Origin of the sequence: Burkholderia sp. AcTa6-5, from assembly GCF_017815075.1 — a bacterium.
Classification (GTDB): domain Bacteria; phylum Pseudomonadota; class Gammaproteobacteria; order Burkholderiales; family Burkholderiaceae; genus Burkholderia; species Burkholderia sola.
The window spans coordinates 189,134-215,635 of sequence record NZ_JAGIQE010000014.1 but is presented as its reverse complement, the minus strand read 5'-3'; the positions used below and the strand labels follow the sequence as shown (position 1 = coordinate 215,635).

General features: G+C 61.0%; 21 protein-coding genes. 8 read left to right on the top strand and 13 right to left on the bottom strand.

Features of this window, described 5'->3' with window-relative positions; all coding sequences use genetic code 11:
- The first annotated feature begins 86 nt into the window (after positions 1-86).
- The 4 genes from J8I33_RS20355 to J8I33_RS20345 all read left to right on the top strand — a co-directional run bounded on the left by J8I33_RS20355 (position 87) and on the right by J8I33_RS20345 (position 1,139).
- Positions 87-275 (top strand): hypothetical protein, encoded by a 189-nt coding sequence (locus J8I33_RS20355; protein ID WP_133670438.1) that lies wholly within the window; start codon positions 87-89, stop codon positions 273-275.
- A gap of 120 nt (positions 276-395) precedes the next feature.
- Complete coding sequence (locus tag J8I33_RS20350) at positions 396-692, top strand: H-NS histone family protein (protein ID WP_209938974.1); 297 nt, start codon at positions 396-398, stop codon at positions 690-692.
- 6 nt (positions 693-698) lie between these two features.
- A complete protein-coding gene (locus J8I33_RS34540) occupies positions 699-923 on the top strand; it encodes a hypothetical protein (RefSeq protein WP_245172246.1) in 225 nt (74 codons plus the stop codon).
- A gap of 12 nt (positions 924-935) precedes the next feature.
- Entirely contained in the window at positions 936-1,139 is a 204-nt protein-coding gene (locus J8I33_RS20345; RefSeq protein WP_209938973.1) for a hypothetical protein, read from the top strand.
- 64 nt (positions 1,140-1,203) lie between these two features.
- On the opposite strand, the gene J8I33_RS20340 is transcribed toward J8I33_RS20345, so the two are convergent.
- The 11 genes from J8I33_RS20340 to J8I33_RS20290 all read right to left on the bottom strand — a co-directional run bounded on the left by J8I33_RS20340 (position 1,204) and on the right by J8I33_RS20290 (position 19,128).
- Entirely contained in the window at positions 1,204-1,668 is a 465-nt protein-coding gene (locus J8I33_RS20340) for a hypothetical protein (protein ID WP_175768841.1), read from the bottom strand.
- A gap of 1,496 nt (positions 1,669-3,164) precedes the next feature.
- On the bottom strand, positions 3,165-3,725 hold the full coding sequence (locus J8I33_RS20335; RefSeq protein ID WP_348636021.1) for a DUF1629 domain-containing protein: 561 nt from the start codon (positions 3,723-3,725) through the stop codon (positions 3,165-3,167).
- A gap of 233 nt (positions 3,726-3,958) precedes the next feature.
- Positions 3,959-4,384, bottom strand: coding sequence for an NTF2 fold immunity protein (locus J8I33_RS20330; protein WP_245172258.1), 426 nt, complete (start codon positions 4,382-4,384; stop codon positions 3,959-3,961).
- Positions 4,385-4,453: 69 nt separating this feature from the next.
- Complete coding sequence (locus tag J8I33_RS20325) at positions 4,454-4,978, bottom strand: SMI1/KNR4 family protein (protein WP_209938970.1); 525 nt, start codon at positions 4,976-4,978, stop codon at positions 4,454-4,456.
- Between the two features lie 9 nt (positions 4,979-4,987).
- Complete coding sequence (locus tag J8I33_RS20320) at positions 4,988-9,235, bottom strand: RHS repeat-associated core domain-containing protein (RefSeq protein ID WP_209938969.1); 4,248 nt, start codon at positions 9,233-9,235, stop codon at positions 4,988-4,990.
- Positions 9,236-9,256: 21 nt separating this feature from the next.
- Positions 9,257-9,715: a DUF1795 domain-containing protein gene (locus J8I33_RS20315; RefSeq protein WP_209938968.1), complete on the bottom strand. Its 459-nt coding sequence runs from the start codon at positions 9,713-9,715 to the stop codon at positions 9,257-9,259.
- A gap of 65 nt (positions 9,716-9,780) precedes the next feature.
- On the bottom strand, positions 9,781-10,224 hold the full coding sequence (locus tag J8I33_RS20310) for a hypothetical protein (RefSeq protein ID WP_209938967.1): 444 nt from the start codon (positions 10,222-10,224) through the stop codon (positions 9,781-9,783).
- A 43-nt stretch (positions 10,225-10,267) separates the two neighbouring features.
- Positions 10,268-11,137 carry an ankyrin repeat domain-containing protein gene (locus tag J8I33_RS20305; RefSeq protein WP_209938966.1) on the bottom strand — a complete coding sequence of 290 codons (870 nt, stop codon included), beginning with the start codon at positions 11,135-11,137 and terminating at the stop codon, positions 10,268-10,270.
- Complete coding sequence (gene tssI, locus J8I33_RS20300; RefSeq protein WP_209938965.1) at positions 11,137-14,136, bottom strand: type VI secretion system tip protein TssI/VgrG; 3,000 nt, start codon at positions 14,134-14,136, stop codon at positions 11,137-11,139. Before tssI ends, J8I33_RS20305 begins: the two co-directional genes overlap by 1 nt.
- Positions 14,137-14,283: 147 nt before the next feature.
- The gene (tssF, locus tag J8I33_RS20295) at positions 14,284-16,164 is read right to left on the bottom strand and encodes a type VI secretion system baseplate subunit TssF (protein ID WP_209938964.1); all 1,881 of its coding nucleotides are present in this window, start codon (positions 16,162-16,164) and stop codon (positions 14,284-14,286) included.
- A gap of 564 nt (positions 16,165-16,728) precedes the next feature.
- Positions 16,729-19,128: a cytochrome P450 gene (locus J8I33_RS20290; protein ID WP_209938960.1), complete on the bottom strand. Its 2,400-nt coding sequence runs from the start codon at positions 19,126-19,128 to the stop codon at positions 16,729-16,731.
- Between the two features lie 499 nt (positions 19,129-19,627).
- On the opposite strand from J8I33_RS20290, the gene J8I33_RS20285 reads away from it, so the two are divergent.
- Complete coding sequence (locus J8I33_RS20285; RefSeq protein ID WP_124555829.1) at positions 19,628-21,325, top strand: M4 family metallopeptidase; 1,698 nt, start codon at positions 19,628-19,630, stop codon at positions 21,323-21,325.
- Positions 21,326-21,487: 162 nt separating this feature from the next.
- On the opposite strand, the gene J8I33_RS20280 is transcribed toward J8I33_RS20285, so the two are convergent.
- Positions 21,488-22,480, bottom strand: a complete 993-nt coding sequence (locus J8I33_RS20280; RefSeq protein WP_209924390.1) for an ABC transporter substrate-binding protein — start codon at positions 22,478-22,480, stop codon at positions 21,488-21,490.
- Between the two features lie 52 nt (positions 22,481-22,532).
- Positions 22,533-22,877 carry a DUF3088 domain-containing protein gene (locus tag J8I33_RS20275; RefSeq protein WP_209938947.1) on the bottom strand — a complete coding sequence of 115 codons (345 nt, stop codon included), beginning with the start codon at positions 22,875-22,877 and terminating at the stop codon, positions 22,533-22,535.
- Positions 22,878-23,368: 491 nt separating this feature from the next.
- Here J8I33_RS20275 and J8I33_RS20270 point away from each other — a divergent pair, with 491 nt between their 5' ends.
- The 3 genes from J8I33_RS20270 to J8I33_RS20260 all read left to right on the top strand — a co-directional run bounded on the left by J8I33_RS20270 (position 23,369) and on the right by J8I33_RS20260 (position 26,468).
- Entirely contained in the window at positions 23,369-24,553 is a 1,185-nt protein-coding gene (locus J8I33_RS20270) for a porin (RefSeq protein ID WP_209938945.1), read from the top strand.
- 141 nt (positions 24,554-24,694) lie between these two features.
- Entirely contained in the window at positions 24,695-25,951 is a 1,257-nt protein-coding gene (soxC, locus tag J8I33_RS20265; RefSeq protein WP_209938943.1) for a sulfite dehydrogenase, read from the top strand.
- Positions 25,944-26,468: a cytochrome c gene (locus J8I33_RS20260; protein WP_209938941.1), complete on the top strand. Its 525-nt coding sequence runs from the start codon at positions 25,944-25,946 to the stop codon at positions 26,466-26,468. Before soxC ends, J8I33_RS20260 begins: the two co-directional genes overlap by 8 nt.
- Positions 26,469-26,502 lie beyond the last annotated feature (34 nt).

Below are 26,502 nucleotides of genomic sequence, written 5' to 3'. Positions count from 1 at the left end.
CCATCACTTGAAGTAACGGACATCACTTTGGACACCGGCTGCAGCTCTGTCCATGCGGCCACGAAATGACGCTTACGATTGGAAAAATGACATCACTCACTATCAAGGTTGTCGTCACAGTCGTCGCGACTATCGTTTTCCTGATCACGGGAGCGATCGGGGTCAAAAAATCAGATCCGCTCACGATAGTCATTGCCGTGTTCATAGCGATCCCCACTGTATTGTTTGGCTTTCCGGTATGCCTCCAAGCGCTTGCAGTGCTCATTGGCCAATGATGTCGGCCGACCGTATTTCCACCTGCGCCGTAGCGGCGATTTGACAAGCCGCAACAATGCGTTGAAGCTGTGCGCGTTGCTTCCCGCACCACTTTCCAACAACGGAATCCTGCTCCAAATATGTCTACTTATCTCGAACTTAAAGCACAGGCAGACGCACTGGCACGGCAAGCGGAAGAAGCGCGGCTTGCAGAGCTGGACGCCATCATTTCCTCCATCCGCGAACAGATTGCCGAATACGGGATCACGCCCGAACAACTTTTCGGTCGACGTCGCGCCGTTGCATCGAGCCCTCGTGCCCCGATTGCGCCGAAGTATCGTGATCCGAAGACCGGCGCGACGTGGAGCGGCCGCGGTAAAGCGCCGCATTGGATTGCGCAGGCCAAGAATCGCAGTCGCTTTTTGATCGAACAGTGAGCCGAGTTGACACGTGATCCCGATGTCCCGCCTCTGTCCGACGGGAAATACTGGACAACGTGTCGGGAGCGTACGATCGTCGCGGCAACGGCAAACGGACATCGCGACGTATTTCCGTGTGCAGAGATGATCGTGAAAGATGGATGGGCTACGTTCACGCGTGACGGCGTCGAAGTGTGGAACTGCAGCGCGCGCTACGCCGCTGCGCACTTCGACGTTCAGTCCGCTTAGGAAGACCTGCCGATGAGCCAGCTTGTTCAGATTGCGCCGGGTGTCGTGTTCTCCGCCGATGTACTCGGGGCCGACTGGGCACGTAAGTATCAGCAGATCACCGAAATTGAAGTGCCAAACGGGCATGCGCAATCCGCAGCTCGGCGGAACCGGGCCGCCAAGGAAACCGGCCAAGCGATCGGCGAAAGCACATCGAGCCAGATGTCGTTGTTGTAGACGACGACCGGTGCGCCAACCTCTGCCCGTCCGCCTCGCATAGAGAAAATCAAGCGGCGCATGTTCATTGTTCGGCCAGCCGCTCGAGCTCGTCGAATTCACCAAAGAAGTCCTGCTGCCCTGGCAGTGGCGCCGGCGGCCGACGTGCTGCTCGCGGCCGCGGATGCCCCGCTCTCTTCAACGTGCGCGCAATCGCATGAAGCTGCGCCCAAATCTGATCTGCTTCGGCGCTCGACAAAGTGTCGGCCGCCACTTCGAGCGCACCAACGAGCCTCTCGAGCTGTTCGGATGCGCTGGCCAGCACGGGGCGCACTTGATCGCGCGCCTTGCTTTCCCGATAGGCTTCGAGCCATCGCTCGAGCAGCTTCCGCTCGTCGCGGGACAAAGCGTCAAGCAGACGAGTCGGGACAGGTTCATCGGCACGAAACGTACCGATGACACATTCGCGCGCCCGCGCCCTGATGGAAGGCCGCTTTGGAGGCTCGACCCGAAGCAACTTGATGAGGCGCCCTTGTTCTCGAATGAGCATCGTTCGTCTCTGATTCCATGCGATCACACCAGAGCATAACAAAACAGTACGTCATGAGCGATTGAGCAACGGTTCATATCCTATAGCGTCATTGTCCGCCAAAGACAATCTCACGGAGCTGAAACGCGCCGGCGCGTCGCGCATCCGGTTGAAAAGCTCACCTCCCGACCGCTTCATGTCGCCGCTTGCGGCGAGTCTCTTCGGTTGTCGTGATACTGATGAAATAACACCGAGCACACCAGTGGCCACGTCGAATCGTATTCGGTGTGGCGAGCCATCGATGGCCTCGGGCACATTCCCACTCAAGTCTGGTTGCGCTATTCACATAAGTCGCTGAGATATACTTCCCACCACGCTCAAGCGCAATGTTCTTCATCAGATCAAGCCCAAGCCTCGACGCGTCGCGGCTACACACTGGGCACCAATGCCCCCGTACAACTGCCGCAGGAGCAGCCTCCCAACGATGGCCGTATTCGCACTCCCATTCCAGCCGAGTCGCCGCGTTTCGGTATGTTTCAGACAAGCACCGGCCGCCGAGCTCCCTCGCCCGCTGCCGCATGCGCTCGATACCAAAGCGCATTGCCTCCCGCTGACACTCCGGGCACCAAGCACCACGAAAGATTCTCGCGCCTTGGGTTTCCCATTCGTGATCAGCACCACACCGGAATCTGTAGTAGGCCTTGCTGCCCTCGTAGACCTTCGAGAGACAAACCCCACCGTGGCTCTTCGCTCGTTCACGTAACCGTGGCAGGCCGTCCTTGTGACGATATGCGTGCACCTTCTCTCGGTCCGAACAAATGCGACACCATGCACCCCGCACGATCTCGGTACCGGAAGTCTCCCATTCGTGTCCAAGAGCACACCGGAAACGATAGCGCTCTGTCAGTTTCGTGTAGCCGGCCGACAAACACTTGCCGCCTCTCGCTCTCGCCGCGGCTCGCATACGCGTCATCCCATCCGGATCGGCCATGCGCCTCGAATGCTGCGCCCTCGCGCAGAGCACGCACCAAGAGCCTTTTCGCAGATTCTCGACCGTCTTCTCGAAAACGTGCCCTGCCTTACATACAAACTGGAGTCGTGTGCCTCGGCCCGCGTACTGCTCCGAAAGACAGCGGCCGCCGGCGTGGCGCGCGAGTTGATGGATCTGACGAAGGACCTCGTCAACGCGACATGCCGGACACTGGACCATCGTGTAGAACAGATAGGAGCCGCATCGGCTTGATTCGTGTCCCTTGCGACATCGAAATCGATACTGCGCGTGCCAGCCTTTCCATTCCGATTCCAGCAACTTCAGTCCGTATGGACGAAGAGCCTCTCGCATTCGCTTCAACTGATCGAGTGACAACGTTGCAGCTCCGCTAAATTCCTTTCGTTGGCGTACCCGCGCATAGAGGCCTAGAAGTCGACCACCCCGATGTATGATTCTCACACGTTACTCTCGTGAAATCGAGACCACCCGGGCCATTCTCTGACCAATCACCGGCAGTTGCGAAATCCTACTTCTCAGATTGCGAAATGACCTCTCCGAAATCGAACCCTTTTAATTCATTTTGCTCTACAAGCTCCCTAAAACGCTCGGATACAAATACTGTAGCAGGACTTTCTTTTAGGCGAAATATATCAACCCCTTCAATGCGACTCTTCAGAAGAAATATTTTATTAAAAACCGTCGCCCGAGGGTAGACTTTGAATTTTGATGCGTCCATATCGACAGCACTCTCGATCACCCGGGTTACATGAAATCCGAACATGTCTTTTATCGGCGCCTCGACCAGCAATATCTCCCCGCTGTCATGAAGTACCGGCGCCAATACATCAAGCGCCCTCTCACTAAACAGAAGAAACGGAGATAGCATCGTATGAACGTCGCTGGTCTTTTTTCTGCGCGAAGTACCCCACGTAAGCTTAACGGGGTCATAGTCTTGGCCAAACCCTCGCCCACATAGAGCGGTTGCTCGTATAGCTACGCTCTTGTCATATGCGATTTCACGGTCATCATCGACTTGAACGAGAGGCTGAAATGCTTCATCCTGCCTCAAACCGTAAACGTTACTCACGCACCGCCCCACATCCAAATTCCATAAATACCGAGAATCCATCAGCTATTATGGCGCGGTGCAGCTCCTCGTGCATCCCGCCCCCCCCGGCTCAAGAAAAAATGTCGGCGTGTTACTCTCAGCACCCACGACATCCGGACCGATACTATTTACCTTTCTGCGCGGAACCAAAGGGTGCCCCATTCCGTCCGGCTTGACAACGCCCAATCAGAGAAACGGGGCGAACGACGTTGTTAGAGAACTGAGCGCTGCCATTTGTCGTTAAAATTAAGAAACTCTTTTTTCTTCACCATCCATTTACCCGCTTTTTCTTTCATCGTGAATCGGGATATCGTCAACATTCCCGATGTCTGGCGAATGGTGAAAACCACCTCTCCGTCTGTGGATTCGACGCTATCTTCAACATCAGTTTCAGGATCGTATGTCGGCGGATCCGAACAACCCAAGTCAATCAAACGACCTTGGTTTGCCTTTTCTTGGAACGCCCATTTCTCCAAGATAGCAGAAAGATCTTTTCGTGCACGGTCATCAATACCAGAAACATCGCCACCACTTTTCAGAGCACTATGCTTTTTCTCGTAAAAATCCTTTTCCCACCGATTCATTTCCAATATGAATGATCGCAATGCCGTTCGCGCTTGTTCAAAATCGTCATTCATCGCCTTCAACCCTTAATCATTGAAAATACCGCCCTAGTGCGAGATCTCAGCGACGATGACATCCATATTTTAGCCCGGCCAGTCGTCGACCGCGACGAACTGCATTTGCCGTGTTCCGGCGACGATCATATTCAGAAATGCCGAGAATCCATCGGCTACATTGTAGAGGTTGCCACATTCTGACACCTCTGCAATATCCGGCTTCGCTGTGTCATCCGCATGCAGATGCGTTCTATCCCAATATAGGACCTTTTCAACGTTATCGAATCGCGCCAGCGCGTAGTAATTACCCCCTGGATCATCTCCAATAACAAAGAAATCGTTTAGAAAATCGACCTCACCTCTGACACGTTCGTTTTGCTCGATTAAATCAAAATTCTCGTTACTTGTTCCGACTCCAAAAAGCGAAGCAAATGAAATTATTCCATTATCGACACCGGGAAAATCAAAATCGAGATAGTCGGCGCCACCAATGAATATGCCGTTCCACTTCTTCAAAAAATCCTTGTAATCCGCCGGAAGAACGAATCCGAGTTCCGCCTCCAATTTACCGAGGAGCGGCTGTGCAGGTTTTGCTCCATACAGAACTGGCACCTTACCTCCTTAACACGACGATTGATTCTTCAAATTAGAGACACCACCCCTATGGGTGAACTCACTGTGAATATCCTTCGGAATTTCCTGCATCGTTACCATGTTCTCGTGGTGGTGCCAAGTATTTTTCGTGTAGTCGGCGGGGCTTCCCGCCTTTGCATCCGCCAATCCAAAGTCCCCTGTTGGCGCCCTACTGTGATTTCCTTTCAGCCCCTCAACGTCTACAGATCTGACCTCATACGGCTTGAAATCAGGATAACCATTTGGATAACGGACAACCGTACCTTTTGCGTTGGTATATACCCACGTCCCCGACTCCACCTCGACGTGAACGGTACCACCTTTTTCAAGCCATTTCGTCACATCCGGAGAGTTCAACGGCTTCTCACCAAACCAGCCCCACGGATCGATCCATCCTGTAGGATTGGGGGCATACGCATACAAATTGTCGCCACCCAGCAGCCCGATCGGATCGTGGTTAATGAACCGGCCTACATCAGGGTCGTAGAACCTGAAAGTATTATAGTGAAGGCCTGTGCTTTCATCGGCATATTGTCCGGCATAGCGGAGCGGCTGGTCCGTGCGTGCCGAAGTCAGTTCTCGACTGTTCGGCTTGACCTTGCCCCACGCCGTATATTGTCCCGCCCACGCTAGCTCTCCAGCTTCGTCTGTAACTTCCAATGGGGCGCCCACCAGATCCGTATGGAAGTGGTATATCCGCGACGCCAGTTTCGCCGTGTCGATCGCTGCCGCCGCCAGTGCATTCGCGATAACCGCATCAACGCGTGCCGCTGGAGAGTACGACGCATCTGGACTGTATATGTAACTGCTCACGCCAGTCTCGCGCACCTCTTGGGCGAGCCGTAGCCCCTCCCATACGAACCGCTTCGTCTCGCTGCGCAGTTTTACGCCACGCAGGTCGTAACTGGTATCCGTCTTCGCAATCCGCCTCCCGATCGGGTCGTATTCGAACCGAGATTCGACTGTGCCACGCGCGTCGTGCGTTCGGACTGCGATCAGTCGGTTCTGCCCGTCGTAGGTGAACCGCTGGGTCTGGTTCGCTCCGCGCAGCTTCGTCGTCAGATTGCCAAACGAATCGTACTCGAAACGGAGATCTTGCCACATGAGCAGGCGATTGCCTTCGACGTACCCCCGGCTACTGCGCTGCGCATCGTCAAGCAGATTGCCGGCGCCGTCCCACGCGAATTCTTCAACTTGCCGATCCATCGTGTTCACCCGCCGGGTCAGCTGCCCGGCAGGATCGTAGTTGTACTGCGTACTGCCACGGAGGCCGTCGCTCATCTCGATGAGCTCGCCAGCGGCGTCGTACCCATAATTCCGCCACAAGTGCCCGCGCCCACGACCGAGCGCTTCGGGTTGGAATCCTGCCGACTGCCAGACTTTCCGACCAAGCGGATCGTATGCGGAACGCTGAGTCAACCGCCCCTGCGTGCGCATCACTTCACGATGCAAATCGTCACGCTCGAAGTCACTCACCACCTGATCGCCACAACGGATCTGGTGAACGTGGCCTGAACCATACCGCAGGATCTGCAAGGTCTGGTCGTGCGGCAGCGCTAGCGTTGTCACGTTGTCGAGCGCATCGAGCACATATTCGACTGTGCCGTTCACGCCGTGCTCGGCCATAAGGCGACCCGCTTTGTCGTATTCGAAGCTCACGACGTCAGGAGTGATGCCAAGCGCAATACCGGCTGGAGTTGGCGTACGCTCAACCTTCACCGTCCGGTCGCCCTTGTCGCGCTCAAAGCGGGTTACCTCGGTCGGCGTATGCTGGACCTTCAGATTGCCCATCCGGTCGCGCTCAAAGCGAATAGTGCGAATTGGGCGGTTCGCATTAGCGCCATTGACCGAGGCCCCTACGATGTCAAGCGTGAGCAATTCGCCAGCGTCCCCGTACCCGAACCGCCGTTCCACGCCATCCGGTCGCGTCTCGGTCAAGAGCCGACCGCCGGCACTGTACGTGAACGCATAGCATGCGCGGTCCTGCAGTAGCTCTCGAAGCCGCCCGTCGGCATCGTACCGATAACGGGTTCGGCGCCCTGCTGGATCGCTTATCTCGACGACCTGGCCACGCGCATTGCGCAGCGACTGTCGGACCCTTCCGCCGAGGCCAACGTGCCGAACCATAAGCCCGGCTGCATCGTATTCGAAGGTCTCCGAACTTCCGTCGGGATAGGTAATGCGGAGCGGCTCGCCGGTCGGACGCACATCGTACGTGATGCGCTGACCAAGCGCGTTCTCACGCATAACCGGCAGACCGAACGGATCAAAAGTGGTTCGCGTCGCTTTGCCGGAACAGTCAGTGCGCGCGACGAGCTCGCCGAGCCTATTCCACTCCAGAGTCTTACGCCCCCCCAGTGCATCAATGTGCGCGAGCGGGAGCGAGGTCAGCCCTTTCGGATACTCGTAGCGGTTTTCGCGGCCAAGCGGATCCTGACTCACCAGCAGCCGACCCTGCGGATCGTATTCTGCACGCCAGGCACCACCGTCAGGCCCGACAATCTCCACGGGCCGCATGCTGTTGCCGTCATAGCGAGTGCGTGTCGTGCGGCCAAGCGGATCAGTCTCGGCGACGATCCGGCCCGCGTCGTCGTACTCGAACTCGGCCGTGCGCTCACCGGGCAGCATCAGCATCACCGGCATGCCGGCGTCGTTGTACTTGATCCGGTAGAGTCCCTCGTCGAAGTCGGTGTACTCGACAATCTGAAACTGTGCGTCGAAGCGCCAGTGCGCGGTGCGACCATCGGCGTGCCGGACGCGCGTCTGCCGGCCGTCGACGTCGTATTCGAACGACCAGTCCTCGCCCTCGCTGGTGCGCGATGCGACGACCCGCGGCTGCCCTTCGATCGTCGACCACACATAACTGGACGTGAAACCCAGTGCGTTGACATGACTCGCCATCAGGCCGTTGGTATATACGAACTGGCGCACGACCGCGCCATTTGCATCCGTCACCGACGCCAACTGGCCGTTCTGATCGTATCCATAAGCGACGGCCAGCCGGCGCTCATCGCCATGAACGAGCGTGACCGCGCCAAGCCGCCCGTGTTCCTGCTCGTAATCGAGAACGGCATTCAATCCGCCGCACGTCAGAATCTCGGTGACGCGGCCGCGGCTATCGCGCTCGAACTGGCACCACTGCCCAGCCTGATCCTCGATGCGGCGCACCCATGCGATGCGGCCGGAGTCCGGATCGTATCGGCCGAAGTCGTAATACGTCTCACCGATGTCATGCAGGATGTAGCGGCCGTCGGGCGTACAGGTCAGATACCGTTGCTCCGCTTCGCTGAAGGCGGCTTGCCCGGCACGCAGCAACGGAAATCCGCTCTCGCGCCCTTGCGCGTCGGTGTACCAAAGCCGCCCGTCGCGGGCATGCAGACGAAGCTCCCACGGCGCTACCCAGCCACGGCCAAGCGTCCCCGCATAGTCGATGCTGCTCGAATAGAACCGCTTGATCGCGACCGGCATCGGGCTCGGGATCACGAAGTCCGTTTCCGATTCGGCCAACAAGATCTTTCTTCCGGTCGTGACGTCGACCGGGTTGCCGAACATCCCGCCGAGCGCCTTGTTGATCGCCGGCCCCGCAACGTACCGCCCGAAAGCCTCCCCGAGCACGTACCCGCCGATGAACTTCGCAGCGCACGGCAGGACCGCACGCGACAGGCCGCCAGCCTGCTTCAACAACCCACCCAAGCCGCCGACCAGACCCGCCAGCACGAATGCCCATTCCGTCGCCGTTCGCAGCCACGGCGGCACTTCGTCGTCGACCGGCAGGTATGTCTGCGTGCCGCCGTGAAAGAACGTGTCGTGAGAACCGTCGCCGATCGTCGCGCCGCAGGTGATCTTGTCGTCCTTCCGCGCCGCGGGCCGCCCGTTGATGAAGATGTTCGTCGATCCTTGTGCGACAAGCGGAATGGGATTGTGCTTGCTGCAAGCCACGCCGCTCAGCGTCGCATAGGCCGCCGAAAGGGAGTTGACGTAGACGTCCGGCGAACCGGTAATGATGTTGCCGGATTGCGAGCTGAACATCTTCCCGATCGACTCCCCTATTGATAGGAGAGCCTGCGCTCCGATACCGGCCATCATGCCGGCCAGCAACGCCACGCCGAATCCGCATGTGAACGTGGCGAACGCCACTGCGGCGATCAGGGCGATGCCCAGCACGGCTCCGACCAGAAAGCCCGCAAGTGCGCTGGTGTGATCGATCGGATCAGTGACTCGTGCGGCTTCGTACACGATGATGGTCCTTTGCTGTTGTTATGCCGACTCTTGTTCTGCCGGACGGTAGCCGTCGAGCCAGTTGCGCCACAATGCGTCGAGCGTTTCGCCGAAGCTCTTCGCGCTCGACGCGGTAAAGATCAGCACGCGTCCCGGGGCAACGATGAATGCGCCTTGCCGTTGAAAAACGGTCTTGGGACCGTTCCGATAGGCAGCGTCAATGCGCTCCCCAGGCATGCCTTCAGTTTCTGGCCCAAGCCGTTCTGCCTGACGCGAAAGCACCCGGTGTCCCTGCAGCCTCGATTTGAGCAGCGCGATCTGCCGATCGATATACGGCGCAAGGGTCTCTCCGTCCTTGAGCCAGTCGCGTGCGACACTGAGGTTCGGCTGCGCAGCCGTATCGGCCGGCACGAATAGGTTGGTCGTGCGATCCTCGAAACCGTCCGGCAGAACGATGCTGCCTTCGTGAATCCGGATACGGTTTTCGGAATCCGTCATGCTAGTTCTCTCGTGATGTGTAGTTGTTCGAATGGGTTTAAATCAGCGCCCACACGCGCCGACACTCATTTTCCCGGCAACGCGACGATGCTTTCCCGGCGCAAGCGCAAGCTGCCCGCAAGCAATACGATATGCGCGACGAGCCACACATAAAATGCAACGCCGTAGCCGGATATCGGCGTCGCGTCTGCTTCGTTGAAGTACCACTTTGTCGTGAACAGTGAACAGAGCGCACACGCGAACGCAGCGGCCGAAAGCTGGCTCGCGCGCATATATCGGCTCCGAGCGAGCTGGATGGCCGCAACTATGTAGAGCGGATTGGCGAGCCATGCTGGATTGAGCATGAACAGTCCCCACCAGCCCTGGGCGAGAACCGACATCCCGCTGAGCGACGCTTCTTTCTCGAAATGCATCGCCGGCATCGTCAGCGAGAGGACGTACAGTACCCCCGATACACCGAGGACCGCCTCTCGCCTGACACGCGGCGTCGAATCAAGAACGTTCGTCATTTCCCGAATCCATTGCACGACACTTCAACGGTCGCGCGTGCGTTCAATCTGTCTGGCCGGCCGGCGTCACGACCTTCTCGCCGCGAGCGCGCATCGCTGCGCGCTGCGCCTTCGGATCGAGCGGCGGCCACGGCGCGCCGGCCGTGACGATCTTGCGACGAATCTCTTCGATACGCGTACGCGCCGGCGAGTCCGCAACCGTATGGTTCTTCAACTCGTTCTGCAGCACCCATCCGTACGACACGCCGAGTTGGCTGGCAATCTTCGGATCCGCGCCGTGCGCGAGCAGGTAATCGACGACATCCCACTGCTGAATCATCGTCGCCTCGAAGAGCGCCGTCTTTCCGAGCGAATCGCGAGCATTCACGTTCGCCTTGTGCTCGACCAGCAGCTTCAGCTGGGGCAGCAGCCGGTTCTCTGCAACCGCGAAGATCATCGGCGTGTCGCCGTTGTAAAGCCAGTTGGGATCGAGCCCGCTGTTCAACAACACGCGCAGCAGATTGGGCGTATCGGCCCGCAATGCGACATCGACGACCGATCCGCCGCTACTGCCAACCGGTGCCTTGGGGTCCGCGCCGTTCTTCACGAGCACCGAAATGATCTGGAAGCGCGGATTAGACGCGTCGTTCTTGACCGGAACGATTTCCTGAACTGCATACGACAGCAGCGTCGTATTCTTCGCGCCCGGAGCATTCAGATCGGTCTTGGGCGCGAGCTGCTGAACGCGGGTGAGATCGCCGTCATGAATGGCCTGAGCCAACGTGAGTTGCTGCCCCGAAAAGAAATCTTCCGGTGCGTAACGCTTGAAGCCAGTCATGTTCGTCCCTTGGGCTTGAGTGGGCCACCAGAGCGGCGAGGACACTCCAACGAGTGCGGCAATCGCGCCGGCGGTTATCGCTTTCTTGTATCGCATCAGTGAGATGAATTCAGTTGGGAGACCAGGTCGAGCTGATCCTTCGCGACCTGCTGGTTGATCCCGTTCGTCACGTCACCCATCAGGTGACGGCCGACCGTGGTCACGCTTTCACCGTCGAGCGTGACGGGGCTGCCAACCGCCTTGGGCATCAACGCCGCCGTACCGTCGCTGATCGGTCCGAGGCGGCCTTCCTGGAGGCCGGTCAGGATATCGCCGTCGACGCGGTAGGCCGTGATGTTGGCCGGCTGGGCGGTCCCGCCGTATTGCGCGACGGTCTCCGGATTGAGGCCTGCAGCATTGAAGGTCACAGCCGAACCGCCGCTGGCCTCGGCTGCAGCGGACGCCAGGCCACCGCCGAGCGAATGCCCGGTGAAATCGACGCCGGCCGACGCGCCCGTGGTCTCGATGTTCTTGCCGATCGTGACCGCATTGCGGTAATACGGCGCATCGGCGCCGAGCCCTTGCGCCATGTTGTTGCTCATGTCTTCGCCGAAGAGCTGCTGGGTGCCCTTGAACGCTACCGTCGGCTTCATGCTGTCGCCGAAGACATTCGGATCCGGGATATACATCTGCGACCCGAAGTTGCTACCGCTTTTCTCGAAATCGCTCGGCTTGAGGCCGAACGCCTTCAATGCTTCCGGATCGTTGGTCGCCATCTTCCACCCGGTCGGCGGCGGATCGTTCGGGTGATACACGTGATCCGCGAGTTTCGCAAGTTGCTGCGCCTTCAGCGAGCTCGCCAGCTTGGCCGCCGCCGCGCGCGTCGCCGGGTCGGGGCTCGCCAGCCCCTTCGCGATCGTCGCCTGCTCTGCCGCCCACTCGAGCGCGAGCGCCTGTTCCGCGGATTGCGCACTGCCGCGATTCAGGTGGATGACCGGCCCGTCGAGATAGATCCCGTTCGCGTTGATGACGATCGTTGACGGACCGAAGGTCAGCTTGATGCTGTCCGGCGTCATTGTCACGACGCCATCGCCGACACGATGCTCGATGCCGTCGCTCGCCTGATGGCTTTGCATGCCGGGCCCGGCCTTGCTCGCGATGGCCTTCGTATTGATCACGTTCGCCGTGGTGTCGCGCGTCAACGCGATGGTTTCCTTCAGTCCGCCCTGCGCGATCTGCTTCGTCTCGCTGCCCTTGAGCAGCGACACCGTGCGACCGCCGGCTTCGACCGTGTGCGTTTCCGAATCCTTGATGACCGTGTTCATATCCTTCTGCGCGTGCAGAAAGACTTCTTGTGCGCCGTTCACGTCGGAGAATCGCAATTCGTTTGAGCCCGCGCCCTTGTGGGTCTGGCTCTTGATCCCCATCGTCTGTCCGGCAGCACCGTGATAAGGGTTGCCCTGCTGGCCGTTGTAGACGCGGCCCACAATGACCGGATTGTCGGGATCCCCTTGATTAAACGCGACCAGGACCTCCTGATTGATCCGCGGGATGGCGGCCGCCCCCCACCCGTCACCCGCCCACGGTTGGGACACGCGGATCCACATCGAATCCGAGCCGTCCAACTTGCCGCGGCGATCCCACAGGAAGTGCACCTTCACGGCACTGCCGTTCGTGTGAATTTCTTCGCCCTTTGGGCCGACCACGATTGCCGACTGCGTGCCATGAATGACGGGCTTCGGCGTATTTCTGGGTGAACGATACGGAAACTTCTTCGGGAGCAGAGAAAATGTATTGCGGTACGGCAGCTTTGCGTTGTGTTCCGTGTAATCGTTCACGGCCTCGTGACGAACATGCAGGATGGCGTATTCCTGATTGTTGGCCATGACCGGATGGTTCATCACCGTCACGCTGCCTGCAGTGGTCATCCGCCACGCATAGCCGCTGCCCGTATACCGATGCGCGCTTGCTTCTTCTGCTTGCATCGCAATGCGAGCGTAACGGTCGCCGTCATCGCCGTGATCGAACAACGACTGGTGTTCGAAACGCTCCGTTGTCTCGAGCCCCGCATGCCGGAGATTCTCCGGCTCGGCCTGCACCAGCATCAGCGGCGACGATGGGTTCTGGTGATTGAAGTCGCGAAAGGCGATCTTGCCGACGCCGAAGCGCCGACCTTCATGCAACTGGTCGATGCCGTTGTCTTCACTCGCCGCAGTAGCGGCATACGGCAAATTGGCCAGCCCGTCGATCGGACGGAAAACGAAATTCGTATCGCCAACGACAAGGAAGTGCTTTTCCTTTTCGTAGCGGTGCGTCCAGATCAGGCCTTCCTGCTCCATCAGCCGCGCGCAGAAGTTGTAATACGACTCCTGATACATCACGATATATTCGAGCGGCTTCTGCGCAGTCCGGATGTCGAATTCGAAATCGGTGAACCCGTGATCCTGGAAAATCTCGGTGAGGATATCCTGCGCGGTCTTGTTCTGGAAAATCCGGCAGTCGGTCGAGCGCGTCAGAAACCAGAACCACGGCGCCACGGTCATTTGATATTGCGTCACCTTGCCCGGATTGCCCGCCCGATCGAACGACGTGACATAGCCGTCGAAGTAACGGATGCTGTCGGTGGCGCCTGACGACACGATGCGCTCAAGCGTGGACTGCCGTGCGCTCTGGTCGAATCGGACCTTGATCGGTTGCCCGATCAGTTGGTCGGGCACCAGATCATGCTGGTGTGACAGCAAATCCAGGTGGATCTCCGGCAACCGATTGACGTGTTCGTCGATAACCGCGGTGCTGACCAGCAGCACGTCCGGACCGAGCGGCGAATCGATGGTCACGTATCGATTTAGCTGAGTCAGTCGAGCAACGCCGCCGGCCGCATTGTTGAGCGCGTCCGCAATCGCGGCCGGCGTCTTGTTCATCAGCGAGAAACCGGTCTGCGCGAGCTGGACGGCGCGTTGCACGGTGTCGATATGACTTGCGACGCCGGCGAGCGGGCCAATCTGGCCTGCTACCGTGGACGCAACCGGCCCGGCAAGGCCGCCGAGCGCGCTCAGCGAGCCGAACAGATTCCCGCCGGAACCAGCCGGAATACCGCCATTCGGGGCGAAACTCATTTGAATTCCCTTTATTTTCGTCTCAGGTTCTGTCCCCAATTGGCTCACCAACTTGAGGCCCCGCTACTGTAGGACAAAACGTTTGCCAGCGAAAGATACCTGAAATTCCTTTGCAATTTCCCTGGCGATACCCTTTCCACCCGCCAATCAAATAAGTGGTTGGGTGCCGGCGCAGGGTTTACCGCGTCGCAATACCGCACCGGTCTCCGCCGAGACCAAGACGATTTGCACGAAGCTGGTGACAGGAACGTACGGGGAAAATAGTCGATCCATCACGCGCCCCAATCCGGCGAGACTGAATTGGACGAAACGCGGCTCGTCAATCACGAGCCGGATCTCCAATCCTTGGACGAACGCTGAAGCCGGCTTGCCTGGCATCCAGCGCCGCGCCCGTTCAGTCGACAGGGATACGAGCGCGTCGAAACGCCGCCCGGCGTCGGGGGCAAACTTGCCGAAGCGGGTGCACAGCTGCTTGAATTCATTGAGGCCTTCGGCGTTCAGCCGCACTGCCTGCGGAACCAGCCACGACAGCAATTCCCACAGCTCGCCGCGGCGAAGAACCGGCGCGGGACTCGCGCTGGGCTGCGCCAATAGCTCGATTTCGTCGCCGGAGTCCCCGTCACGCACGGCCAACTGGTGTTCGCGTATGTCCGCCAGGTTGCCATTTGTGCAAGACAGCACGATGTCGAGTTGGCGCTGAGCGGCCGGATCAACGGGCTCACCGCGAGCATTCACAAGTGCGAGTTCCAAGCCACGCAACCCGTCTGCGCGCGCTCCAGTTGCCTGTCCGCGCAGCGCTTCCTGTCCCGGCTTGGCGGGCTCGGACGGCTGCCTCGGCGCGCGCCGGGCTTCGTCGCGCAAAACAACCCAATACAGGCCTGGCGCTGCGTCAAACGCGTGCTGCAGCGATTCGAAAGGCGGCAAAATCGCGGTGCCCCGGGCGGTCGTTATGCGAACCTGATCAACTGACCACACCTCGCTCGTGGCTGCGGTCTTGAGCGAAAACGGTTTCAGCGGATAGTACGCTTGCCCGGCCTTCGTTTCGATCGGCTCCGCATTGCTCGAGAACAAGTTGACTACTGGTGTGCAAAAAAGCCGGAGATTGTCGGCCGACGCCGCGCCCAGCCGTTGAGCGCGACGTGAGTCCGGATGGATGCCGGCAAGGGCCAAATGCAAAGTGATCCGGCGCGCGCCAACCGCCAACCGTTTCAACCGCGCCAAATTCAGATCGAGGTTGTCAAAGCGCGCGGGAAACGCGCCGTACTCCATCAGCAGATGAAACGGAGCAATCGTGTTGTGGCGAGGCGGCGGAAGCAGCGCGTCGGCATCGTCGAAACCTGCGGCCGCCAGCGGCATGTCCACCCGACGCCAGCGCCCGTTGCCGTCCAATTCAACAAAGGCACGCGTGGCGTGCAACAGCACGCCGTCGGCGAGCGCGGCCACCACCTCCCTCTCCCCCGCCAAGTGCAGCCGCAGCATGTCCGGAGCATCCGAGAACTGGGTTGACGGCGATGTAAACTCAAGGGTGAAAGACAAAATCCCCGTCGTGTCGGGCGGCAGTGTGGTTTGCATCGGCGCGACGGTCGACGTCGCGTAACGTACACCGGAGACCGTCAACGGCACCAACGTGACGTCGGCGGCGGTGCGGAACACCTGACGGCTATTCGGCGCCACCAGTTGCGTGCCGCGTGGAACAAGCCGCGGCTCGGCTTGCTTGCTGGCTCGATCCACGTGGAATTGGGCCATTGCACAAGACGGAAACGGCCGCAGGAACGCTCCGTGGATTGAGTCAATCAACGCGTGAGTAAACTCCGGCACCTCATCTTCGAGTCGGATGTCGTGCCGAGCGCACATCAACGCGAACGATTGCAGCAGCCGTTCGACATGTGGATCATCCGAGTGCTCACCGGACATTGCAAGGCGAGCTGCGATTTTGGGGTAAAGCTCGGCAAATGCGCGCGTCGAGCGGCGCAGCAGACCCAACTCACGCTCAAAATGCGGTAGAAGATCCTCGGGTTCGATGGCCATACGCTTTTCAGATGGTCACGCCGATCTGTCAATCGGTACCGTGCTCATAGGTAGACGCGGCGATTCTAACCGGGCGTCGCGCACGCTTATCTCGAATTTATCGAGTCGGGGGGGCGAATAAATCAGAATGCTCGAAATACGCAAGCCATGAGGACCGCCGATTTTATGAAGGGCGGGTCGCCACTATGGCCCTCGTGACAGCCCTCTGGGCTTCGATGGTGTCAAAACCCGTACTGATCGTCGCCCCAGCGACGCAGCACCTGGTAATCATGTTCCGGCAGCACGATCAGGCCAGCCTCGGCCGCGTCGAGCACCCGCTTTCCGCCAGGGCGTCATTCCATTCGTACCCGACGACCACAACTAGTCGGCGGCGCCCCTGGGACCAGCACGTACGCTGCCCGCGCCGCCTTCGACTTGACTCACCGGCTCGCCCCATCAGTAGCTCGGGCTAAACGTGCATTATTTTCCGTTTTCTGAAGCGTCCCCTACACGCCCCAAGTCACTCGCGAACCGTGCCAGGCTGACGATCATCCCGCTTCGCAATCGCCGCGAGTCCTGGCGATCTCATTCGGCCGCGCTCGCGCTTGACTTGTGCCACGCAACCGACAATTGGGTTAGCGTCCGAAACACGGCACTATGCCGCCAAGCGGGGCCATCCGAGGTTGACACGACGGAGTAAGGTCTTTGAGAAAGCGCTCGCACGACGGAACGTAATTCGAGCCGGGCGAGCTGGGCGCCCAGGCAGTAATGTAGTCCATGCGAAAATGCAACATGATGACGTGCATTGGGGCGCGTGAAGTCCAAGCGATCGGGGTGCGGAAAGCGCGCCGGATCACGGTTGGCGGCGCAGAACATGAGCAGCACGAGGTCGCCCTGTGCGATTGGGCGCTCACCGATTTCGAAATCCTCCGTCGCACAACGAAGCCCACACCGGATGGCACCGTCAAATCGGAGTAGCTCCTCCACTGCGTTGTCGACCAGTGCCGGTGTCTTCCTCAAGTGTTCGAGTTGCGTCGGATGCGCGGAAAGTGCGAGGGCACTGTTGCCAACCATGCTGAGTGTCGTTTCGAACGCAGCCATGAACACCATCGCATAGGCGGCGGCGAGTTCGTCAGGATCAAGCACGGTGGTTAACCACTCTGGGGCGGCCCTCCTATCGTTGTGCCACGACGTCATTGTTTGTTGAAGATAGTCCAGCCATGCTTCGGCGCTGCGGTTGACGCGCTGCATTTCTTCCGGTGTGACAGCCAGGTCCAGGCCCAACGCGAGATCCCTGCCCCATGCTAGCAGTTGGTCCGCGTCCTCGGAGGGTAAGCCCAGCACGGCGCTTGCGACGCGGACTGTCAATGGCTGTGCGAAATCCTGCACCAGATCGGCGACGGGTCGGTTGCGGATCGCATCCAGCAATTCATTGACGAGGGTGTCGATGTAAGATTCCCACCGATTGACTGCCAATGCCGGCATGAATAATCGACGCAGCAGTTCGTGGCGAGGCGGATCTTGAAACAGCATGAAGCTATTATAAACTTTGGCAAGCGGCTGCATTTGTTGATGAGCGCACCAGGTAGGCGTTCCGCTATGCGAATTAATCGCAGCCAGTTTGGCCGGATCGGCAGACAGCCGCCGATCCTTTAACGCCGAAACCACATCATCATATCTTGTAAGCCACCAGCCTGAACTCTGGTCATAGTGGACTGGATTCAGTGCGCGCAACTGATGCAAGAACGGATACGGGTCGCGGATGAAATCCGGATGGTAAACTCGAAGAACAGGATTGGGTTTTGATTCAAACGCCCGATCAGATGGCGCAGGACGATGTATCGGCCGCAATCGGTCGAGCGCAATCTTGAACGTCGCCTGAATTTCGAGGACATGATGCATCGACCTGGCGAGAACCTGCACATTGGGCTCGAGAACGACAGTAAAATGATCGCCGGGTACCTCGATGACACGTAAATCCGGACACACGGTATTCCAGCCGGGCAATGATGTGTTGAAGGTGAGATGTAGATGACGTGCCGGATGCATTGCGTCCGGCGGAAATCCATCTTGTGCTCGGAACACCGTCACGGGGCCACCGTAGTGTTTGGGTTCGTAGCGCTCCAAAGCACGAATGTTGGTTTGATAGACTGCGGCGAGCCGGACAACCCCAATTGCCGGCCAATTCATGGTCGGCTCTCCAAGACGCTTTCGGAGCGTCTCGAGCTCGTAGCGTATCAAGTCCGATTCCGGGCAGCTTGCGGGGCCGTTGTATTCGACCCAAGGGGTATCGATCAATAACAATGCGGCGACGATTTCACCGCAGGCAGTGAGTTGCTGGGCCATTTCGTACGCGACCACTCCACCGAACGAATGCCCTGCCAACAGATAAGGTCCAACTGGCTGAAGTGCACGTAGTGTCCGCAAATACCAGGTCGCAAGTTCCTCGATGGAGCCAAGCGGAGCGTCGTCTCGGTCAATACCGGGCGCTTGGAGAGCCACGAACGGGCGTCCGGAACCGAGCGCGGCATCGAGCTGGCCAAGATATCCGACGCTACCGCCTGCCCCACCGATACAGAAAACCGGTGCAGGTACGGTCCATTCACGCAGCGCGACGTATCGAGTAGGCAGCGGGCGATCCGTTGCAATTGAGGTCTGTTGCAAGACCAACGCTGCCACGTCGGCAAGCGACGTCGCATTTTGCAGTAGGGTCGACGGAAGCGAAACGGCAAAAATAGTTTCGATTTGCGAAGCGAGGCTGAGGCGTCCGATGGAGTCTAACCCAAGGTCGGCGAGGCTGTCGGCCAGCCCCGTAGGGCGACGCCCGACGAGTTTTTGTACTAAATCTTCGATACCCGCTTGAATTGAGGCTAGCGTACGACTGTTGGCCGAGGTGCTATGTGCGTGCACCTTGTCTTTTGCAGATGACAAGCCCGATTGATGCATGGTGCCCCCCAGTGTGCAACAACATTGAATTTCATGCATGAAATTTTCAATAAATGGTGTCGCAATGTCGCTCCGACCATGCTAATGGAAAAATCCCGCGAATTCCAATTGCTGGCCTTCTAAAAACTTGACATGCCTGACTTCTTCGGGTCATTTCGAGGCCAGATCACATTCGAATCAGCAACAGTCGAAATCAATATTTAATAAACGAATTCAGATCGCGCCTTCAATTCGACCTCGCACCACTCTGTCCGCCTTACATGCCCTGCCCCAGTCCGGGGATCGTCATCCGTCGCCGCCATCCGCCACCGATACGCCGCCCCGTTGCGTCCAGCTCACCCGACACGATCATTTCATATTCCTCACCAAATCCCGACTTGGTTAACGGCAACGACATGAGAAATTAATCATAAAGAAAATATCTTGTAATTATAAAAACGACCTCCTAGCATCCCCCTGCTGTTCGCGACATGTCTTGTTTAAAAGTCATCACTTGATGCATTCCTCGAACAAACCCACTCATAACTTGGGGAATTACATGAAGAAACTGTCTCGACTGCTGCCCATCACCGCGATTACCGTCGCGAGTCTCAGCGCTTTTGCCCAGGCCGGCGACCAGCCGGCCGCGGTCGACAAGGCGCTGCAACTGATCCAGCAGAACCCGACCGCCTTCAGCGTGGCGGCCAGCGGCACGGCACGCACGTTGAAGTTCGCGGGGCCACAAGCAGGCGCCCCAACCGACGGCGACCAGTTCCAGGTGCGTGACGTGATCGTCGATCCCGACGGCACCGAGCACGTGCGCTTCGATCGCTTCCACGCGGGCCTGCCCGTGATAGGCGGCGACGTGGTCGTCCACTCGAGCAACGGGCAGTTGAAGCAAGCCAGCGTAACGCAGCTCGCACCGATCAACCTCGCCGGCACGATCGGCAAGGTCGGGAACCGCGCCGTGGTACGCAACGCACCCGACGTCGGTGCGACGCGGGCCAGACACATCGCGGCCGCGCGCTTCAACTCGGACGTGCGCCGCGTCGACGAGCCGGAACTCGTCGTGTTCGCCCGCGACGTCACGCCGACGCTGGCCTATGCGGTACGCGTCTACGGCAAGTCGACCGACACGCACGGCGACGCCGTGCTGTACTACGTCGACGCCCGCACCGGCGCCGTGCTCGACGCACAGGACCTGATCAAGACCGCCGCCGCGACCGGCACCGGCCGCTCGCTGTACTACGGCAACCTGACGCTCACGACGGACCAGACCGGCACGAACGCATACCGGATGCTCGATCCGGGCCGCGGCGGCGGCTCGGTCTACGATGGTCGCGGCCTGAGCTCGGACGAGGTCGAGCAAGCGACCGACCTGCCGATCTTCACGAGCAGCACGAACGTGTGGGGCAACAACACGACCACCGATCGGCAGACCGTCGCGGCAGACATCGACTACGGGCTCGCGTTGACTTGGGACTACTACAAGACCACGCACAATCGCAACGGCATCTTCAACGACGGTCGCGGCGTGAGAAGCTACGCGCACGTGGTGTTCAATACCGGCAGCGGCACGACCGGCGCGAACGCGGCATGGCTGTCGTCGCGCGTGATGGCGTACGGAGACGGCGAGCCGGGCACGCGCCTGCCGAAGCCCGTGGTGTCGGTCGACGTCGCCGGGCACGAGATGAGTCACGGCGTGACCGAGGCCACCGCCAACCTGAACTATTCGGGTGACGCGGGCGGCCTGAACGAGGCGACGTCCGACATTTTCGGCACGCTCGTGAAGTTCTACGCGAACAACCCGAACGATCCCGGCAACTACGTGATCGGCGCGCGCGTGGTGAGCGGCGGCCTGCGCAAGATGTACAAGCAGGATCTCGACGGCCGGTCGTTCAGCTGCTACCCGTCCGGCGGCTTCTCGTGGTCGAATCCGCGCCACGATCCGCATTTCACGTCGGGAGTCGGCAACCGCTTCTTCTACCTGCTGTCGGAAGGGCCGTCGGTGCCGTCGACCGACACCGGCCTGTCGAGAGCGCAACTGGTCTGCAACGGCGACACGACGTTCAGCGGGCTGGGTCGCGACAAGGCCGGCAAGATCTGGTACCGGACGCTCACCGTGTACCTGAACGCCAATTCGAGCTACCCGAACGCGCGGCGTGCGTCGATCCAGGCGGCCAACGACCTGTACGGCGCGAACTCGGCGGAAAGCGCGACGGTCGCGCGCGCGTGGAGTGCTGTCGGGGTGAATTGACGGCGCTTGTGTGGATACGTCGAACGCCAGAGGTCGCGTGACGGGACTTCGCTTCGGAGGAAAGCGATTCGGTCGTGATCACGCGGCGCCGGGGTGAATGACGGGAAGTGCCGACCGATCGCCTGCATGTGCAGGCGGTCGGTGAACTGTGTGTTCTTGCGGTCAGCCCCCCGCCGCCGCCACCGGATTGAACGACGTATCCCACAACGGCGCGACACGCGCCGGCCCGTCCAGCACGCCGATGCGCGCAAACACGTCCGCGACCTGCTGATGCTGCGCGATCACGTCGGGCGTCACCGGCAGCAGCGCGTAGTCTTCGCTGCGCTGATCGAACATCGAGACGAGATCCACAACCGGCACACGCGTCTCGTGATTCTGCGCGAGCGCATAGTCGCGGAAATGCCCGTTCGCCCACGCATACGCACGTCGGAACCGCAGCAGCAAATCGCCGGTCGCCGCGCGGCGACGCACATCGTCGAGCGTGCGCGGATTCGCATACACCGGAAAATTGCCCGACAGATAGCCCTTCCCCGTCTTCAGTACGCGGGCGCCGTAGCGGTTGCGCGCAAGCTGGCCGTTGTAGCCGTAGATCGCCCATGCGTCGATGTCGCCGCGATCGTACGCGGACAACCCGTCGGTCGGCGACAGGTTGATCGGCTGGATGTCGTCGAAGCTCAGGCCGGCTTCCGCCAGCTGTCGATACAGGAAATAGTGCGACGTCGTCGCGCGCACGTAGCCGACACGCTTGCCCTTCAAATCCGCGATGCTGCGGATCGGCGTGTCCTTGCGCGCGAGCGTGACCTGGTTGTTCAGGTCTTCGCGCACGCGCGAGATGAACTTCACATTGGCTTTCTGCCGCGCGGCGAACACGGCGGGAATTTCGCTACCCGAACCGATATCGAGCGCATCCGCGTTGAGCGCCTCGATATGCAGCACGCCGTTGTTCAGTTCGCGCCAGTCGATCCGGTACGGCGTGTTGTCGAGCCCGGCCGCCTGCAGCAGCGCGCGCCAGCCGCCCTTGTAGGTCGCGACGCGCAACGTCGTGTCGGCCAGATCGGCATCGGCGGCCGGCGCGGCGAACGCGGCCAATGGATGCGCCGCGACTGCGGCGCCGGCGAGCAGCAGGCGGCGACGTACCGCCGACATTGACGACATCGGATGCTCCTGTTCGATCGGATGGAACCGGATGGAAAGCGAAACCGCCGCGTCAATGCAGCGCCGGAAAGCCGTGGCGCTCGGCCAGCAGTTCGAGGATGCGGCGCGCATCGGTGACGAAGCGCACGTCGCCGAGCGTCTGCGCGTCGTCCGGCGCGGGCTGGTCGCGGCCCAGCACGAGCACCGGCAGGCCCTGGTGCGCATCGTCGAGCGCGTCGATCACCGCGGGCCGCGGCCGCTCGAAGCCGACGCGCTTCACGTCGAGACGCGCGGCGCGATCGGGCGCGCTCGCGAGCAGCCCTTCGATCGGCAGTCCATGCGGACAGACGAATCGCTGGCCCGGATGCTTCGGATCGGCAAAGCCCGGTTCCAGCAGAAACAGTACATCGCGACTCATGTCGAATGGCTCCTTTCTCGTTGGGCGTCCCATCGGTAAGCGCGCGTATCCGTGCGCGCTGCCGTTCCCGACGCATGCCGGCCAGCGGCCGGATGCCAGACTCTACCGTCGCGCCTCGCCCGGCCCTACCAACGTTTTGCGGAATCGATATGCGAACGCGCATAGCGCATCGGCCCGTCTTCGCCCAGTGGGCCGTTGCATAAACGCATCGTCATGCGAACGACGAGCACTACGGATATCGAACGATTTCATCGATCGATATGACCGCGTCCACGGGTTTTCGGCGGACGACGTTCGCGGTCCGCACGATGCGTTCGCCGCAACAGGCGTGCCGGACGCAATCGCGGCACACCTGCCGGGCCGACGGCAATGCACATTACAAATCGGCCGCGCAGCGATTTACAAACCACGGATCGGCCGTTCATCGGCGCGTCCGTCGTCAATAGCATCGTGATCCTCGCAAACGTACTGACAAAAAACAGAGGTTGGTCATGATCAAAAAAACGGTAGTGCTGGGTTTGGTTTCGATCGGTTCGGTCGGCGCGCATGCGCAGAGTTCGGTGACGTTGTACGGGGTCGTCGACGCCGGCATCGCGTATACGAACAACCAGGGCGGCGCGAGCAACGTCCAGCAGACGAGCGGCAAGCTGAGCGGCAGCCGCTGGGGCCTGAAAGGCGCGGAGGATCTCGGCGGCGGCCTGCAGGCGGTCTTCACGCTGGAAAGCGGGTTCCGGCCGAGCGACGGCGGGCTCGGCCAGGGCGGCCGGCTGTTCGGCCGGTCCGCGTACGTGGGCCTCGGCAAGAAAGGGCTCGGCACGTTGACGTTCGGTCGTCAGTACGAGCCGATCACCGATCTCGTCGCGCCGTACTCGGGGGCCGGTTTCTGGTCGCCGGCCACGCACGTGGGCGACAACGACAACCTGAACCAGAGCTTCCGGCTGAACAACGCGGTGAAGTTCCGCAGCGACGCAATCGCCGGCTTCACGGCCGACCTGCTCTATGCGTTCAGCAACCAGGCCAATGGCGGCGCAGGCACCGGATTCTCGAACAACAGCGCGTGGGGCGCATCGGCGAACTACGTGAACGGCCCGCTGTCGATCGGCGGCGGCTATGTGCGGTTCAATCACCCGAATGCAGCATCGAATACGAGCGGCGCGGTGGGCGGCGCGACCTCGACCACCGGCAACGACTACAGCGGCGCGTTCTTCTACGGGCTGAACGGCGGCGTACTGAAGCAGCAGATCGGCGCGGCAGGCGCGAACTACGTGCTCGGCCGCGCGACGCTCGGCTTCGCGTGGAGCCACACGCAGCTCAATTATCTCGACGGTTCGTCGCGCAAGTTCAACAACTACGACGTGAACGCACGCTACCAGCTCACGCCTGCGGCCACGCTGATCGGGGTCTATACGTTCACCGACGGGCGCGCGAGCGGCCTGCCGGGCACGAGCGGCCAGACGCTGAAGCCGCGCTGGCACCAGTTCACGCTCGGGTTCGACTATGCGTTGTCGAAGCGCACCGATATCTACGTGTCGGGCATCTACCAGCTCGCGGCCGGCGATGCGAGCACCTCGACGTCGGGCGGCTACCGCAAGATCGCGGCGATCTCGAACATCGGCAGCGCGTCGTCGACGAATCGTCAGCTCGCGTTCGTCAGCGGGCTGCGCGTGAAGTTCTGACGGCACGCGCATCGGGCGTGGCGCAACAAGCACGACAGGCGCGATAAGCAAAGCGGGAATCGTTGTTTGCCGCGCCGCGCCCGGTTGCCGAGAATGATCGTTTCCCTGCGCGCGATTCCCGCGCGCAACACGCGTTCGACCATGACCGATTCCCGTTTTTCTCCCCGTGCGCCGCGCAGCGGCCGGCGCGCGGCGCTGCGCCAGCTCGCCGGCGGCTGGGCTGCCGCGATGCTGCCCGCCGGCGGCGCGCTCGCAAGCCAGCCGCTCGACGTGCCGCCGTGGACGCGCACGCCCGGTGCGCCGCTGCTGTCGCCGCCGTACGGCCTGCCAGGGGAGCATGAACGCGACGTGATTCGCCGCAGCGCCCGCGCGCCTGCGCTGCCCGGTTCCGGCTCGTCGATGACGCCGCTCGCCGACCTGTTCGGCGACATCACGCCGAACGGGCTCGTCTACGAGCGTCATCACGCGGGCGTGCCGGACATCGATGCGCAGCGCCATCGCGTCGTCGTGCACGGCCTCGTGCGCGCGCCGCGCGTCTTCACGATCGACGACCTGCTGCGTTTTCCGTCCGAATCGCGGATCCACTTCCTCGAATGCTCGGGCAACACGGGCAGCGAATGGAACGGCCCGAGCGGGCTGCCGGTTCAGTTCACGCACGGGTTGCTGTCGTGCTGCGAATGGACCGGCGTCCGGCTGTCGACGCTGCTCGATGAAACGGGCGTCGACGCCGATGCACGCTGGCTGCTTGCCGAAGGCGCGGACGGCGCGGCGATGACGCGCAGCCTGCCGCTCGACCGGATTCTCGAGCGCGCGCTGGTCGTCTATGCGCAGAACGGCGAACGGCTGCGCCCGGAGAACGGCTACCCGGTGCGGCTGATCGTGCCGGGTTTCGAAGGCAACACGAACATCAAGTGGCTGCGACGGCTGAAGCTGGTGCGGGCGCCGGAGATGACGCGCGAGGAAACGTCGAAATACACGAATCTGCTGCCCAACGGCTGCGCGCGCCAGTTCGTGTTCGAGATGGACGCGAAGTCGGTCATCACGCGGCCGTCGGCCGGCCATCGGCTCGCCGCGCAAGGCTATTACCCGATCAGCGGCTACGCGTGGTCGGGCCGCGGCCGGATTCGCGCCGTCGACGTATCGACCGACGGCGGCCGCACGTGGCGGCCCGCCCGGCTCGCCGGCGACGTACGCGACCGCGCATTGACGCGCTTCGAGGCCGACTGGGTGTGGCGCGGCGAGCCGGCCGACCTGCAAAGCCGCGCGACCGACGAGACCGGCTACGTGCAACCGACCCGTGACGCGCTCGTCGCCGCGCGCGGCCGGAACTCGCAGTACCACTACAACGGCATCCAGAACTGGCGCGTCGGCACGGACGGCGAGGTGCGCAATGCGTAAGCCGCTCGCTTGCCTGCTGGCAACCTGCGCAATGACGACGAGCGCGTTCGGCGGGGGCTTCGGCCTGGGCCAGCCGATCGATCGCGCGGCGCTCGCCGCGTGGGACATCGACGTCGCGCCGGACGGCAGCGGCTTGCCGCCCGGCGCGGGCACGGTCGCACGCGGCGGCCACGTGTTCGCCTACAAATGCGCGATGTGTCACGGCGCCGGCGGCGAAGGTGGCGTCGGCGATCCGCTCGTCGGCGGCAGCGGCTCGCTCGCGAGCGCGAAACCCAAGAAGACGGTCGGCAGCTACTGGCCGTACGCGACGACGCTGTTCGACTACATTCGCCGGGCGATGCCGTACAACGCGCCGCAATCGCTGAGCACGGACGACGTCTATGCGGTCACCGCGTACGTCCTCCACCTGAACGGCATCGTGCCCGGCGACGCCCGGCTCGACGCACGTACGCTGCCGCGCGTGCAGATGCCGAACCGCGACGGCTTCGTGCCGGACCCGCGGCCGGGCCAGCTATGACGCGCGTCGCTTCGCTTGCCGCCGCATCAGCCGC

What these genes read in the sequence shown, in the direction of transcription:
- J8I33_RS20310 (WP_209938967.1), bottom strand. Translation starts at nt 10,224, where the DNA reads ATGACGAACGTTCTTGATTCGACGCCGCGTGTCAGGCGAGAGGCGGTC.
- J8I33_RS20350 (WP_209938974.1), top strand. Translation starts at nt 396, where the DNA reads ATGTCTACTTATCTCGAACTTAAAGCACAGGCAGACGCACTGGCACGG.
- J8I33_RS20285 (WP_124555829.1), top strand. Translation starts at nt 19,628, where the DNA reads ATGAAGAAACTGTCTCGACTGCTGCCCATCACCGCGATTACCGTCGCG.
- J8I33_RS20275 (WP_209938947.1), bottom strand. Translation starts at nt 22,877, where the DNA reads ATGAGTCGCGATGTACTGTTTCTGCTGGAACCGGGCTTTGCCGATCCG.
- J8I33_RS20305 (WP_209938966.1), bottom strand. Translation starts at nt 11,137, where the DNA reads ATGCGATACAAGAAAGCGATAACCGCCGGCGCGATTGCCGCACTCGTT.
- tssF (WP_209938964.1), bottom strand. Translation starts at nt 16,164, where the DNA reads ATGGCCATCGAACCCGAGGATCTTCTACCGCATTTTGAGCGTGAGTTG.
- J8I33_RS20345 (WP_209938973.1), top strand. Translation starts at nt 936, where the DNA reads ATGAGCCAGCTTGTTCAGATTGCGCCGGGTGTCGTGTTCTCCGCCGAT.
- J8I33_RS20355 (WP_133670438.1), top strand. Translation starts at nt 87, where the DNA reads ATGACATCACTCACTATCAAGGTTGTCGTCACAGTCGTCGCGACTATC.
- J8I33_RS20270 (WP_209938945.1), top strand. Translation starts at nt 23,369, where the DNA reads ATGATCAAAAAAACGGTAGTGCTGGGTTTGGTTTCGATCGGTTCGGTC.
- soxC (WP_209938943.1), top strand. Translation starts at nt 24,695, where the DNA reads ATGACCGATTCCCGTTTTTCTCCCCGTGCGCCGCGCAGCGGCCGGCGC.
- J8I33_RS20260 (WP_209938941.1), top strand. Translation starts at nt 25,944, where the DNA reads ATGCGTAAGCCGCTCGCTTGCCTGCTGGCAACCTGCGCAATGACGACG.
- J8I33_RS20315 (WP_209938968.1), bottom strand. Translation starts at nt 9,715, where the DNA reads ATGACGGATTCCGAAAACCGTATCCGGATTCACGAAGGCAGCATCGTT.
- J8I33_RS20290 (WP_209938960.1), bottom strand. Translation starts at nt 19,128, where the DNA reads ATGCATGAAATTCAATGTTGTTGCACACTGGGGGGCACCATGCATCAA.
- J8I33_RS20280 (WP_209924390.1), bottom strand. Translation starts at nt 22,480, where the DNA reads ATGTCGTCAATGTCGGCGGTACGTCGCCGCCTGCTGCTCGCCGGCGCC.
- J8I33_RS20340 (WP_175768841.1), bottom strand. Translation starts at nt 1,668, where the DNA reads ATGCTCATTCGAGAACAAGGGCGCCTCATCAAGTTGCTTCGGGTCGAG.
- J8I33_RS20330 (WP_245172258.1), bottom strand. Translation starts at nt 4,384, where the DNA reads ATGAATGACGATTTTGAACAAGCGCGAACGGCATTGCGATCATTCATA.
- tssI (WP_209938965.1), bottom strand. Translation starts at nt 14,136, where the DNA reads ATGAGTTTCGCCCCGAATGGCGGTATTCCGGCTGGTTCCGGCGGGAAT.